This window comes from Escherichia sp. KCJ4928, from assembly GCF_004352695.1.
Lineage (GTDB): Bacteria > Pseudomonadota > Gammaproteobacteria > Enterobacterales > Enterobacteriaceae > ECMA0423.
The window spans coordinates 1-13,331 of record NZ_SJWV01000114.1; the positions used below are offsets into that span (position 1 = coordinate 1).

At 51.6% G+C, this 13,331-nt stretch carries 12 protein-coding genes; 7 read left to right on the plus strand and 5 right to left on the minus strand.

Annotated elements, in window-relative coordinates; all coding sequences use genetic code 11:
- Positions 1–33 precede the first annotated feature (33 nt).
- From dhaK to treA, 4 genes are all read left to right on the plus strand, one after another.
- Complete coding sequence (gene dhaK, locus E0D98_RS15790) at positions 34–1,104, plus strand: dihydroxyacetone kinase subunit DhaK (RefSeq protein ID WP_047086563.1); 1,071 nt, start codon at positions 34–36, stop codon at positions 1,102–1,104.
- A 10-nt stretch (positions 1,105–1,114) separates the two neighbouring features.
- A complete protein-coding gene (dhaL, locus tag E0D98_RS15795) occupies positions 1,115–1,747 on the plus strand; it encodes a dihydroxyacetone kinase subunit DhaL (RefSeq protein ID WP_001297535.1) in 633 nt (210 codons plus the stop codon).
- A 10-nt stretch (positions 1,748–1,757) separates the two neighbouring features.
- Positions 1,758–3,176 carry a dihydroxyacetone kinase phosphoryl donor subunit DhaM gene (dhaM, locus tag E0D98_RS15800; protein WP_001317008.1) on the plus strand — a complete coding sequence of 473 codons (1,419 nt, stop codon included), beginning with the start codon at positions 1,758–1,760 and terminating at the stop codon, positions 3,174–3,176.
- Positions 3,177–3,495: 319 nt separating this feature from the next.
- Positions 3,496–5,193: an alpha,alpha-trehalase gene (treA, locus tag E0D98_RS15805; RefSeq protein ID WP_000841714.1), complete on the plus strand. Its 1,698-nt coding sequence runs from the start codon at positions 3,496–3,498 to the stop codon at positions 5,191–5,193.
- Positions 5,194–5,271: 78 nt separating this feature from the next.
- Here the strand turns inward: treA and ycgY are convergent, their stop codons facing one another.
- Both ycgY and E0D98_RS15815 read right to left on the minus strand, forming a co-directional pair.
- Positions 5,272–5,712 (minus strand): protein YcgY, encoded by a 441-nt coding sequence (gene ycgY, locus E0D98_RS15810; protein ID WP_000615067.1) that lies wholly within the window; start codon positions 5,710–5,712, stop codon positions 5,272–5,274.
- A 177-nt stretch (positions 5,713–5,889) separates the two neighbouring features.
- The gene (locus tag E0D98_RS15815) at positions 5,890–6,144 is read right to left on the minus strand and encodes a GlsB/YeaQ/YmgE family stress response membrane protein (protein WP_000511313.1); all 255 of its coding nucleotides are present in this window, start codon (positions 6,142–6,144) and stop codon (positions 5,890–5,892) included.
- Positions 6,145–6,344: 200 nt separating this feature from the next.
- Here E0D98_RS15815 and E0D98_RS15820 point away from each other — a divergent pair, with 200 nt between their 5' ends.
- Positions 6,345–7,079 (plus strand): flagellar brake protein, encoded by a 735-nt coding sequence (locus tag E0D98_RS15820; RefSeq protein WP_000020161.1) that lies wholly within the window; start codon positions 6,345–6,347, stop codon positions 7,077–7,079.
- A 1-nt stretch (position 7,080) separates the two neighbouring features.
- Here the strand turns inward: E0D98_RS15820 and emtA are convergent, their stop codons facing one another.
- Positions 7,081–7,692 (minus strand): membrane-bound lytic murein transglycosylase EmtA, encoded by a 612-nt coding sequence (gene emtA, locus E0D98_RS15825; protein WP_001295616.1) that lies wholly within the window; start codon positions 7,690–7,692, stop codon positions 7,081–7,083.
- Positions 7,693–7,791: 99 nt separating this feature from the next.
- Here emtA and ldcA point away from each other — a divergent pair, with 99 nt between their 5' ends.
- Positions 7,792–8,706: a muramoyltetrapeptide carboxypeptidase gene (gene ldcA / locus E0D98_RS15830; RefSeq protein ID WP_000051548.1), complete on the plus strand. Its 915-nt coding sequence runs from the start codon at positions 7,792–7,794 to the stop codon at positions 8,704–8,706.
- A gap of 94 nt (positions 8,707–8,800) precedes the next feature.
- Positions 8,801–10,537: a potassium/proton antiporter gene (locus E0D98_RS15835; RefSeq protein WP_000340206.1), complete on the plus strand. Its 1,737-nt coding sequence runs from the start codon at positions 8,801–8,803 to the stop codon at positions 10,535–10,537.
- Between the two features lie 385 nt (positions 10,538–10,922).
- Here the strand turns inward: E0D98_RS15835 and dadX are convergent, their stop codons facing one another.
- Positions 10,923–11,993 carry a catabolic alanine racemase DadX gene (gene dadX / locus E0D98_RS15840; RefSeq protein ID WP_000197837.1) on the minus strand — a complete coding sequence of 357 codons (1,071 nt, stop codon included), beginning with the start codon at positions 11,991–11,993 and terminating at the stop codon, positions 10,923–10,925.
- Between the two features lie 9 nt (positions 11,994–12,002).
- Positions 12,003–13,301 (minus strand): D-amino acid dehydrogenase, encoded by a 1,299-nt coding sequence (gene dadA, locus E0D98_RS15845; RefSeq protein ID WP_001266908.1) that lies wholly within the window; start codon positions 13,299–13,301, stop codon positions 12,003–12,005.
- Positions 13,302–13,331: the final 30 nt, after the last annotated feature.

Genomic DNA, 13,331 nt, shown 5'->3' on the forward strand with positions numbered 1-13,331 from the left:
TCCATGCCCTACCGTAATTGCTGGAGCAAAATAATGAAAAAATTGATCAATGATGTGCAAGACGTACTGGACGAACAACTGGCAGGACTGGCGAAAGCGCATCCATCGCTGACACTGCATCAGGATCCGGTGTATGTCACCCGAGCTGATGCCCCTGTTGCAGGAAAAGTCGCCCTGCTGTCGGGTGGCGGCAGCGGACACGAGCCGATGCACTGTGGTTATATCGGTCAGGGGATGCTTTCGGGGGCCTGTCCGGGCGAAATTTTCACCTCACCGACGCCCGATAAAATCTTTGAATGCTCCATGCAAATTGATGGCGGCGAAGGTGTACTGTTGATTATCAAAAATTACACCGGCGATATTCTTAACTTTGAAACAGCGACCGAGTTACTGCACGATAGCGGCGTAAAAGTGACCACTGTGGTCATTGATGACGACGTTGCGGTAAAAGACAGTCTTTATACCGCCGGGCGACGCGGCGTTGCCAACACCGTATTAATTGAAAAACTCGTAGGCGCAGCGGCGGAGCGTGGCGACTCACTGGACGCCTGTGCGAAACTGGGGCGTAAGTTGAATAATCAAGGCCACTCAATAGGTATCGCTCTCGGTGCCTGTACCGTTCCTGCCGCGGGCAAACCTTCTTTTACCCTGGCGGATAATGAGATGGAGTTTGGCGTCGGCATTCATGGTGAGCCGGGTATTGACCGCCGCTCCTTCTCTTCCCTTGATCAAACCGTCGATGAAATGTTCGACACCCTGCTGGAAAATGGCTCATACCATCGCACTTTGCGTTTCTGGGATTATCAACAAGGCAGTTGGCAGGAAGAACAACAAACCAAACAACCGCTCCAGTCTGGCGATCGGGTGATTGCGCTGGTTAACAATCTTGGCGCAACTCCGCTTTCTGAGCTGTACGGCGTCTATAACCGCCTGACCACACGTTGCCAGCAAGCGGGATTGACTATCGAACGTAATTTAATTGGCGCGTACTGCACCTCACTGGATATGACCGGTTTCTCAATCACCTTACTGAAAGTTGATGACGAAACGCTGGCACTCTGGGACGCCCCGGTCCACACCCCGGCCCTTAACTGGGGTAAATAAGGAGAAAGCAATGTCACTGAGCAGAACTCAAATTGTTAACTGGCTCACTCGTTGTGGCGATATTTTCAGCACCGAGAGCGAGTATCTTACCGGACTGGATCGCGAAATTGGCGACGCTGACCACGGGCTAAATATGAACCGAGGCTTTAGCAAAGTGGTGGAAAAACTCCCTGCTATCGCAGATAAAGATATCGGTTTCATTCTCAAGAATACCGGTATGACGCTGCTTTCCAGCGTCGGTGGTGCCAGTGGTCCGCTGTTCGGTACCTTCTTTATCCGCGCCGCACAGGCGACCCAGGCACGGCAAAGCCTGACACTGGAAGAGCTTTATCAGATGTTCCGCGATGGCGCGGACGGCGTAATCAGTCGCGGGAAAGCCGAACCTGGCGATAAAACCATGTGTGATGTGTGGGTGCCGGTGGTGGAATCGTTACGTCAGTCCAGCGAGCAAAATCTCTCTGTTCCGGTGGCGCTCGAAGCTGCCAGTAGAATCGCCGAATCCGCTGCACAAAGTACGATTACGATGCAAGCCCGCAAAGGCCGCGCCAGTTATCTCGGTGAACGCAGTATTGGTCACCAGGATCCCGGCGCGACCTCGGTGATGTTTATGATGCAAATGTTGGCGTTAGCCGCAAAAGAGTAAGGAATTGGTGATGGTAAACCTGGTCATAGTTTCACATAGCAGCCGACTGGGAGAAGGTGTCGGTGAATTAGCCCGTCAGATGTTAATGAGTGATAGTTGTAAAATCGCCATTGCCGCGGGAATTGACGATCCACAAAATCCTATTGGTACCGATGCCGTCAAAGTGATGGAGGCCATCGAATCTGTTGCTGATGCCGACCATGTGCTGGTCATGATGGATATGGGTAGCGCATTATTGAGTGCTGAAACTGCGCTGGAATTGCTGGCTCCCAAGATCGCCGCAAAAGTACGTTTGTGTGCTGCGCCGTTGGTCGAAGGTACACTGGCAGCAACGGTCAGCGCGGCCTCGGGAGCGGATATCGACAAAGTTATCTTTGACGCTATGCATGCGCTGGAAGCCAAACGTGAACAACTGGGTTTACCGTCCTCCGACACTAAAATCTCTGACACATGTCCTGCGTACGATGAAGAAGCCCGTTCTCTGGCGGTGGTCATAAAAAACCGTAACGGCCTGCATGTACGTCCGGCCTCCCGGCTGGTTTATACCTTATCGACATTTAATGCCGATATGTTGCTGGAAAAAAACGGCAAATGCGTCACACCAGAGAGTATTAACCAGATTGCGTTACTACAAGTTCGCTATAACGATACGCTGCGCCTGATTGCGAAAGGGCCAGAAGCTGAAGAGGCACTGATCGCTTTCCGTCAGCTGGCTGAAGATAACTTTGGTGAAACGGAGGAAGTTGTTCCACCTACTCTGCGTCCCGTTCCGCCTGTTTCGGGTAAAGCCTTTTATTATCAACCGGTTTTATGTACGGTACAGGCCAAATCAACCCTGACCGTGGAAGAGGAACAAGAACGATTACGCCAGGCCATTGACTTCACGTTATTAGATCTGATGACGTTAACAGCGAAAGCAGAAGCCAGCGGGCTTGACGATATTGCCGCAATCTTTTCTGGTCACCATACACTGTTAGATGATCCGGAACTGCTGGCGGCGGCAAGCGAACTCCTTCAGCACGAACATTGCACGGCAGAATATGCCTGGCAGCAAGTTCTTAAAGAACTTAGCCAGCAATACCAGCAACTGGATGATGAATATCTACAAGCTCGCTATATTGATGTGGACGATCTTCTGCATCGCACCCTGGTCCACCTGACCCAAACGAAAGAAGAACTCCCGCAGTTTAACTCGCCAACTATTCTACTGGCGGAGAACATTTATCCTTCCACAGTACTGCAACTGGATCCGGCGGTTGTAAAAGGTATCTGCCTTAGCGCCGGAAGTCCGGTATCCCACAGCGCCCTAATCGCCCGTGAGCTGGGGATTGGCTGGATTTGCCAGCAGGGTGAGAAACTGTATGCGATACAACCAGAAGAAACGCTAACGCTGGACGTTAAAACGCAACGTTTCAACCGTCAGGGTTAAGCCACTGTTCGGATGGCATCGTTCTGATGTCATCCGGCAATTTACTCAGCACTAATGGTTTTTAACTACCTGTTATATTTTTCACCAATTTATGATGATTTTTCTTCGCTAATCACGAACCCAACGCCGCTGGCTGGCTAATAAACAGACGTTATTTGATCACTCTATTTCGCCGTTATTTATCCCTTTAATTCCCTTTTCTAAAATGCCTGACAGTTCGCAGAATGAGATTTCGATCATGCAGCTAGTGCGATCCTGAACTAAGGTTTTCTGATACTTGAATACCGTTTTATTCGGTTTCGCCAAAGGAGAATGATTGATGAAATCCCCCGCACCTTCTCGCCCGCAAAAAATGGCGTTAATTCCAGCCTGTATCTTTTTGTGTTTCGCTGCGCTATCGGTGCAGGCAGAAGAAACACCGGTAACACCACAGCCGCCTGATATTTTATTAGGGCCGCTGTTTAATGATGTGCAAAACGCCAAACTTTTTCCGGACCAAAAAACCTTTGCCGATGCCGTGCCGAACAGCGATCCGCTGATGATCCTTGCTGATTATCGGATGCAGCAAAACCAGAGCGGATTTGATCTGCGCCATTTCGTTAACGTCAATTTCACCCTGCCGAAAGAAGGCGAGAAATATGTTCCGCCAGAGGGGCAGTCACTGCGCGAACATATTGACGGACTTTGGCCGGTATTAACGCGTTCTACCGAAAACACAGAAAAATGGGATTCTCTGTTACCGCTGCCGGAACCTTATGTCGTGCCGGGCGGACGTTTTCGCGAGGTATATTACTGGGACAGTTACTTCACCATGTTAGGACTTGCCGAAAGCGGTCACTGGGATAAAGTCGCGGATATGGTGGCCAATTTTGCTCATGAAATAGACACTTACGGTCATATTCCCAACGGCAACCGCAGTTACTATTTAAGCCGCTCGCAACCGCCCTTCTTTGCCCTGATGGTAGAGTTACTGGCGCAGCATGAAGGCGATGCCGCGTTGAAGCAATACCTGCCGCAAATGCAAAAAGAATATGCTTACTGGATGGACGGTGTTGAAAACCTGCAAGCCGGACAACAGGAAAAACGCGTTGTCAAACTTCAGGATGGTACCCTTCTCAACCGCTACTGGGACGATCGCGATACGCCACGACCAGAGTCATGGGTGGAAGATATTGCCACCGCCAAAAGCAATCCGAATCGACCTGCCACTGAAATTTACCGCGACCTGCGCTCTGCCGCTGCGTCTGGCTGGGATTTCAGCTCGCGCTGGATGGACAACCCGCAGCAGTTAAATACCTTACGCACCACCAGCATCGTACCGGTCGATCTGAACAGCCTGATGTTTAAAATGGAAAAAATCCTCGCCCGCGCCAGCAAAGCTGCCGGAGATAACGCGATGGCAAACCAGTACGAAACGCTGGCAAATGCCCGTCAAAAAGGGATCGAAAAATACCTGTGGAACGATCAACAAGGCTGGTATGCCGATTACGACCTGAAAAGTCATAAAGTGCGCAATCAGTTAACCGCGGCCGCCCTGTTCCCGCTGTACGTCAATGCGGCAGCGAAAGATCGCGCCAACAAAATGGCGACGGCGACGAAAACACATCTGCTGCAACCCGGCGGCCTGAACACCACGTCGGTGAAAAGTGGGCAACAATGGGATGCGCCAAATGGCTGGGCACCGTTACAGTGGGTCGCGACAGAAGGATTACAAAACTACGGGCAAAAAGAGGTGGCGATGGACATTAGCTGGCACTTCCTGACCAATGTTCAGCACACCTATGACCGGGAGAAAAAGCTGGTGGAAAAATATGATGTCAGCACCACCGGAACGGGGGGCGGCGGTGGCGAATATCCATTACAGGATGGCTTTGGCTGGACCAATGGCGTGACGCTGAAAATGCTGGATTTGATCTGCCCGAAAGAGCAACCGTGTGACAATGTTCCGGCGACGCGTCCGACCGTTAAGTCAGCAACGACGCAACCCTCAACCAAAGAGGCACAACCCACACCTTAACCAGCGCTTACTCCGACAACGTCATTCGGCTTCTCCGGATGGCGTTGTCGGCAGATAACACCATAGCTATGGTTTTTTCTACACAGACGGTTTTTCAAGTCCTGGCGGGAAGTATTGCGCAAATGTTTGCCATACGTGGTTGCCGAAGATAGCGTCATTTCTACGGGTAAGTGTTTCACTTTCATCACCCGGCGATTTACGCCGACGTTGGCTATATAAAGCATCAATTGCTACCTGAATATTGTTACGGTGTTCACTCATCAACGTTTTTTTGCTTTCTGGAGTTAAATTAATAATCACATAATCCAGACACTCCAGAGAATTTAGCAACCAAAAAAAGAATTCAGACCATTCCTCTTCGCGTAACTGAAGCATTGCCGAACGGGTATTTTGGCTTAATCTGCCAGAAGGATTGATCAATTCTAAATGTTCAATAAGCGCAGCCAAAACCGCCTCACTATCCGCCCCATTTTTAACGCCTGACTGGCTACTGTCTAAAATATTTATTTTCTGAATCACACCAAAAACAACGAAACAATAATTAAAAAAGGATTCTGTTGTTGTTACCGGGAACCGACTTTATCGGATATCGAAGTGCTATATTGATTTTTTTCACCCGTAAAGCAGGTGTCGAGTATACGTTCTGATGTGAAAGCGGATAGCGGCATCTGTATCGCTATCCGCCTTATGAAAATCTTATTCTCTTCGCAGGAGGCGGAATATGCCCAGAACGAGAATAGCTCCCACCACCGCCACCAGGAAGCTGTGCAGATTAAAACCACTGATGGAGCCGCCAATGCCAAACATGGTCGCCAGCCAGCCGCCGACCACCGCACCGACTATCCCGAGAATACAGGTCAGGAAAAATCCACCACCATCACGCCCCGGCATGATTAGCTTGGCGATAATGCCGGCTATCAGGCCAAAAATAATCCAGGCAATAATTCCCATGTTCAGGCCCTCGTTTCGATGAATCGGACGCAAGAAATGCTTACGTCAACGCTCTAAGTATAGGCAAGGGCGGGATCGATGCTGGGCGTATGTCGGCTGATTTAAGAACAACATGTAAAAAATATTCACGCATTTGTATTAAGTTTTGTTAACTGTGACCGATAAACCAAAGACAGTTTGTCAGTCAGGAGTTTTTCCGCGTGAGTCATTACCATGAGCAGTTCCTGAAACAAAATCCGTTAGCCGTCCTGGGCGTGTTACGCGATTTGCACAAAGCCGCAATTCCTTTGCGTCTCAGTTGGAATGGCGGGCAGCTGATCAGCAAAATACTGGCAATAACCCCGGATAAACTGGTGCTGGATTTCGGCAGTCAAGCCGAAGACAACATCGCCGTGCTAAAGGCACAGCACATTACCATTACCGCCGAAACTCAGGGTGCGAAAGTCGAGTTTACTGTTGAACAACTACAGCAGAGTGAATACTTGCAGCTTCCGGCATTTATCACCGTACCGCCTCCCACCTTATGGTTTGTACAACGACGCCGATATTTCCGCATCTCCGCCCCACTCCATCCGCCTTATTTTTGCCAGACCAAACTGGCGGATAACAGTACGTTACGTTTCCGCCTGTATGATTTGTCGTTAGGCGGCATGGGCGCATTACTGGAAACAGCAAAGCCTGCCGAATTACAAGAAGGCATGCGCTTCGCTCAGATTGAAGTCAACATGGGGCAATGGGGTGTTTTTCACTTTGACGCCCAGTTAATCTCCATCAGCGAGCGCAAAGTGATTGATGGCAAGAATGAAACCATCACCACTCCCCGTCTGAGCTTCCGTTTTCTTAACGTCAGCCCGACGGTGGAGCGGCAATTACAACGGATTATTTTCTCTCTCGAGCGAGAAGCCCGAGAAAAAGCGGACAAAGTGCGCGACTGATTTACATCGCGTCCAGTGCCTGCTCAAGTTTGTAGATATAGCGCGGAGCCTGCGGCGCAGGATGATTTCGCGCTACGTGATCGAGGAACTCGTCAGCATCCAAATCGTTGATTTTGCTGATCGCCTTTTTCCGATCTGACGAGAAAGTCCGTAGCAGCGCACCTGCCCCGTTAGCGTATGACACCACCAGCGCATATTGCAGTACCTTCGGATCTTCAATGCCTGCCAGCGGGCCGGTTTCCAGAATATTCAGGTAAGCCGCCCCCATTGAAATATTACGCTCTGGATTTTTCAGCTCGCTGGTCGTCGGCTCACCACTCCAGCCCATACGGCGATAAACATCACGTCCGGAGGTTGAAGCTTTTAACTGCATCAAACCAATGGCATTCGATTTACTCACCGCGTTCGGATTACCACCCGATTCGATAGCGATAATCGCCGTGATCAATTGTGGATCGACGCCCCAGGCTGCACCGGCTTTCTGGCTTATTGGCATCCACTGCATCGCACGTTGCACCGGAACTTTCGCGTTCCACGGCGGGTTCGTATAGTCATGCTTTGATGAACAACCCGCTAATAACACAATCAAAAAGGCAAACCATCTCAATTTCACTTCTTCTATCCTTATAGCCTGGAATCGCCGTTGAGGTGACAACGGCACACCTAAGCGGCATGATATACATTTCGTTTCTGTTGTCAGCAAGGAATTGCCATGTCTCTGTTTCACTTAATTGCCCCATCGGGTTACTGCATTAAACAGCACGCCGCGCTGCGTGGTATCCATCGCCTTACCGACGAGGGGCATCAGGTCAATAACGTCGAGGTTATTGCCCGTCGTTGTGAGCGTTTTGCGGGTACGGAAACGGAGCGCCTGGAAGATCTCAATTCCCTTGCCAGACTGACTACCCCCAACACCATCGTGCTGGCTGTACGCGGCGGTTACGGTGCCAGTCGTTTACTGGCAGATATTGACTGGCAGGCACTGGTGGCTCGCCAACAACATGACCCGTTACTCATTTGCGGACATAGCGATTTTACCGCCATTCAGTGCGGTCTTCTGGCGCAAGGCAATGTCATCACCTTTAGCGGCCCCATGCTGGTAGCAAACTTTGGTGCGGATGAACTGAACGCCTTTACCGAGCACCATTTCTGGCTGGCGTTACGCAATAAAACCTTCACCATTGAATGGCAAGGGGAAGGCCCGACATGTCAGACCGAAGGCACGTTGTGGGGAGGCAATCTTGCGATGCTGATTTCACTGATTGGTACACCGTGGATGCCAAAAATTGAGAACGGTATTCTGGTGCTGGAAGATATTAACGAGCACCCTTTCCGCGTCGAACGTATGCTGTTGCAGCTCTATCATGCGGGAATTTTGCCACGTCAGAAGGCGATTATTCTCGGTAGCTTTAGCGGCAGCACGCCCAATGATTATGACGCAGGTTACAACCTGGAGTCAGTGTACGCGTTTTTGCGTTCCCGCCTGTCGATTCCACTCATTACCGGCCTCGATTTTGGTCATGAACAACGCACGGTTACGCTGCCGTTGGGCGCACATGCCATTCTGAATAACACCCGGGAAGGCACTCAGTTGACGATTAGCGGTCATCCTGTTCTTAAAATGTAAAAAAATCACGCTTCAGGGCTAAGTAAAACGCTGTCTCTGCCGCTAATATGGTAGGGTTTATATAAGAGACAGCGTAATCAGGAGTAACCGACCGTTGGATGCCACAACAATAATTAGCCTTTTCATCTTAGGATCCATCCTTGTCACCAGCAGTATATTACTTAGTTCATTTTCTTCCCGTCTTGGCATTCCTATTCTGGTTATTTTTCTGGCGATCGGCATGCTGGCAGGAGTCGATGGCGTCGGCGGTATCCCGTTTGATAATTACCCCTTCGCCTACATGGTAAGTAACCTGGCACTGGCGATTATTTTGCTCGACGGCGGGATGCGCACTCAGGCCAGTTCCTTTCGTGTGGCGTTAGGACCGGCACTGTCGCTGGCGACGCTGGGCGTGCTTATCACCTCTGGTTTAACCGGCATGATGGCGGCGTGGCTGTTTAATCTTGATTTGATTGAAGGCTTATTAATCGGCGCTATCGTCGGCTCTACCGATGCTGCAGCGGTCTTTTCTCTGCTGGGTGGTAAGGGGCTTAACGAACGTGTTGGCTCGACGCTGGAAATTGAATCCGGCAGTAATGATCCAATGGCGGTCTTTCTGACGATTACCCTGATTGCGATGATCCAGCAACATGAAAGCAGTGTCAGTTGGATGTTCGTGGTCGATATTCTGCAGCAATTTGGCCTCGGGATTGTCATCGGACTTGGTGGTGGTTATTTACTGCTGCAAATGATTAATCGCATCGCCCTGCCCGCCGGATTATATCCATTGCTGGCATTAAGCGGCGGTATTTTAATTTTTGCTTTAACCACGGCGCTGGAAGGCAGCGGTATTCTGGCTGTTTATCTGTGCGGTTTTCTGCTGGGTAATCGGCCGATTCGCAACCGCTACGGCATCCTGCAAAATTTCGACGGCCTCGCCTGGCTGGCGCAAATCGCCATGTTCCTGGTGCTGGGGCTATTGGTTAACCCAAGCGATCTGCTGCCTATTGCCATTCCGGCGCTCATTTTGTCGGCATGGATGATATTCTTCGCCCGTCCCCTTTCGGTATTTGCTGGATTGCTCCCCTTCCGCGGTTTCAATCTGCGTGAGCGCGTGTTTATCAGCTGGGTAGGATTACGCGGCGCGGTGCCAATCATCCTGGCCGTGTTCCCGATGATGGCGGGGCTGGAGAATGCACGTCTGTTCTTTAATGTCGCCTTCTTTGTGGTTCTGGTTTCACTGCTCTTGCAGGGAACATCACTCTCGTGGGCGGCTAAAAAAGCCAAAGTGGTGGTTCCGCCAGTGGGACGTCCGGTGTCACGCGTTGGCCTGGATATTCATCCGGAAAATCCGTGGGAGCAGTTTGTTTATCAATTGAGTGCCGATAAATGGTGCGTGGGCGCGGCACTGCGCGATTTGCATATGCCAAAAGAGACGCGTATTGCGGCACTGTTTCGTGATAACCAGTTGCTTCATCCTACCGGCAGCACCCGACTGCGCGAAGGCGATGTGTTGTGTGTAATTGGTCGGGAACGCGATCTTCCGGCGCTCGGTAAACTGTTCAGCCAGTCGCCGCCGGTCGCGCTGGATCAACGCTTCTTTGGTGACTTCATTCTCGAAGCCAGCGCCAAATATGCTGATGTTGCGCTGATATATGGCCTGGAAGACGGGCGAGAATATCGTGATAAGCAGCAAACGCTGGGTGAAATTGTCCAGCAGTTGTTAGGCGCGGCACCGGTTGTCGGTGACCAGGTAGAGTTTGCCGGGATGATCTGGACGGTGGCCGAGAAAGAAGATAATGAAGTGTTGAAGATTGGCGTACGGGTGGCTGAAGAGGAAGCTGAATCTTAAATTTAATGAAGCATCTATCGCCGGTTGCGATGCTTTGCTGAACGCAGCCTGAGCCTGCAATTGTTTGTCGTCCATAATTTAACCTTCATTTGATGTTGAATTGAACATATCAAAATCAGGCAATTACACAAATCTATGTACAGGCTCCATCAAGGGTAAAGCGTGATTTATCTGAAGTCGAGTTCGAGTCAACAATGAAGCGTAAGCGTTTTATGTAGAACGCCTGTGCGGTGAGTTCAGGTTCCGGGGAAATAGTGTCCATTCTTTTAATGGACACTATCATGGGCAATGGCTCTGTCACATTAACAACTACAGTTGCTGACCAGCCGGATGGATGATTTTTTCGCAACCAGAAGACGCTGCCTCCGATCCGGCTTACAACAAGTTACACTGTCACAACCGGGACGCGTAACGCCAGCGCGCACATCAACTCATAGCCCACCGTTCCGGCAGCGGCGGCGACATCATCAATTTTGATCTCCTTGCCCCACAGCTCAACCGGCGTACCAATCCCCGCCTGCGGGCAAGGCGTTAAATCGACCGCTAGCATATCCATCGAGACGGCCCCCACCGTCATGGTGCGCACGCCGTCCACTAAAACAGGGGTACCGGTAGGCGCGTGGCGCGGATAACCGTCGGCGTACCCTGCGGCGACAATGCCGATTCGCTGTTCATCGCGCGCAGTATAGCGACCGCCGTAGCCCACACGCTCACCCGCTTTTAGCGTCTGGACACCAATAATCTCACTGCTTAGCGTCATCACCGGACGTAATCCGGTATTGGCGATATCACGCCACTGACCGGACGGCGAAGCGCCATACAAAATAATGCCAGGCCGAACCCAGTCAAAATGCGCTTCCGGGTGCCACAGAGTCGCCGCCGAATTGGACAACGAACGCCGACACTCCAGCCCTTCCGCCGCCTGCTCAATACGCGCCATCGCGCTGGAAATTCCATCAGGATGTTCCGCTTCGGCAAAATGCGACATCAGGGTCATCTCGCCAACATTCGCCATTGCCCGCAACTGCTGCCAGACGGTAAGCACGCGATCGGGCTGGAAGCCCAACCGATTCATCCCACTGTTCACTTTAAGATAAATATCCAACGGTGCTTTTAGCCGCGCATTTTGCAGTGCTTTGAGCTGCCAGTTGCTGTGTACGCAGGTGGTCAGGCGGTGCTGGTCATAAATCTCCAGATCCTGAGCATGGAAAAATCCTTCCAGCATCAGGATCGGCCCCTTCCAGCCGCGCTCACGTAACGTTATTGCCTCTTCCAGGTTAAGTAATGCAAAGCCATCGGTGGCCCCGAGCGCGCTCCAGATACGCTCAATACCATGCCCGTAAGCGTTCGCTTTTACCACCGACCAGACGCGCGCGTGCGGCGCGGCCTGGCGGACAATGGACAGATTCTGTTTTAATGCCTGCAGATCGAGGCTGGCCTGTATCGGACGGGTCATCTCGTTTCCTTAGCTGTGTGCGCCATGTAAATGGCCCGGACGTGATGGCGTAAATCCACGGCTGTAGCGCGCTACGCTTAGATCCTCATATGGGATCGCTGGCGTGCGACCAGAGAGCAGATCGCTTAACAACTGACCGGAACCGCAAGCCATCGTCCAGCCGAGCGTGCCGTGACCGGTATTCAGCCACAGATTTTTAAAGCGTGTACGCCCGACAACCGGCGTACCGTCTGGCGTCATCGGGCGCAAACCCGTCCAGAAAGTCGCCTGCTCGACATGACCGCCGCGTGGATAGAGATCGCGAACCACCATTTCCAGCGTTTCACGACGCGGTTGCAACAGCTCGGTGTTAAAACCAACAATTTCCGCCATTCCGCCAACACGAATGCGGTTATCGAAACGGGTAATGGCGATTTTGTAGGTTTCATCAAGAATAGTGGATACTGGCGCACCATCTTCCTGCGCAATTGGAATAGTCAGCGAGTAGCCTTTCAGCGGATACACCGGAATATCAACAATGCCTTTGAGCATCGCCGTCGAGTAAGAACCAAACGCCATCACATACGCATCGGCCTTAATCACTTCATCGCCACACTTCACGCCGTAGATTTGCTCGCCGTCGCAAAGCAGTTGGTCAACGGGCGTATTAAAGCGGAATTTAACCCCCGCCTGCTCTGCCATCCGCGCCAGATTCTGGGTAAACAGCTGGCAGTCTCCGGTTTCATCATTGGGCAGTTGCAGACCACCCGTCAGTTTGTGCGCTACTTCTGCCAGCGCGGGCTCCACTTCCGCCAGGCGGCTGGATTCCAGCAGCTGATACGGTACGCCGGCATCTTCCAGCACGGCGATATCGCGGGTCGCATTTTCATACTGTTGTTCGGTACGGAACAGTTGCAGCGTCCCACCCTGACGCCCTTCATACTGAATATTGGTTTCGGCGCGCAATGCTTTCAGGCAATCACGGCTGTATTCCGCCAGACGCACCATCCGCCCTTTGTTTTCCATGTAGTGGCTGGTGTCGCAGTTACGTAACATTTGCCACATCCATTTCAACTGGAACTGCGTACCGTCGAGACGAACCGCCAGCGGCGCATGGCGCTGGAACATCCATTTAATCGCTTTTAAAGGCACACCTGGTGCCGCCCACGGTGCAGCATATCCGGGGGAGATTTGCCCGGCATTCGCGGCGCTGGTTTCCAGGGCGGCCCCCGGCTCCCGATCAATGACGGTGACCTCATGTCCTGCCTGATTTAAGTACCAGGCGCTGGCAACGCCTACCACACCACTTCCCAGTATGACAACTCGCATAGCCACTCCGATAACGGTAGATACAGTAAA

Excerpts from the sequence above, each read along its gene's own strand:
- dhaK (WP_047086563.1), top strand. The coding sequence starts at position 34 with ATGAAAAAATTGATCAATGATGTGCAAGACGTACTGGACGAACAACTG.
- dhaL (WP_001297535.1), top strand. The coding sequence starts at position 1,115 with ATGTCACTGAGCAGAACTCAAATTGTTAACTGGCTCACTCGTTGTGGC.
- dhaM (WP_001317008.1), top strand. The coding sequence starts at position 1,758 with ATGGTAAACCTGGTCATAGTTTCACATAGCAGCCGACTGGGAGAAGGT.
- treA (WP_000841714.1), top strand. The coding sequence starts at position 3,496 with ATGAAATCCCCCGCACCTTCTCGCCCGCAAAAAATGGCGTTAATTCCA.
- E0D98_RS15815 (WP_000511313.1), bottom strand. The coding sequence starts at position 6,144 with ATGGGAATTATTGCCTGGATTATTTTTGGCCTGATAGCCGGCATTATC.
- ldcA (WP_000051548.1), top strand. The coding sequence starts at position 7,792 with ATGTCTCTGTTTCACTTAATTGCCCCATCGGGTTACTGCATTAAACAG.
- dadX (WP_000197837.1), bottom strand. The coding sequence starts at position 11,993 with ATGACCCGTCCGATACAGGCCAGCCTCGATCTGCAGGCATTAAAACAG.
- dadA (WP_001266908.1), bottom strand. The coding sequence starts at position 13,301 with ATGCGAGTTGTCATACTGGGAAGTGGTGTGGTAGGCGTTGCCAGCGCC.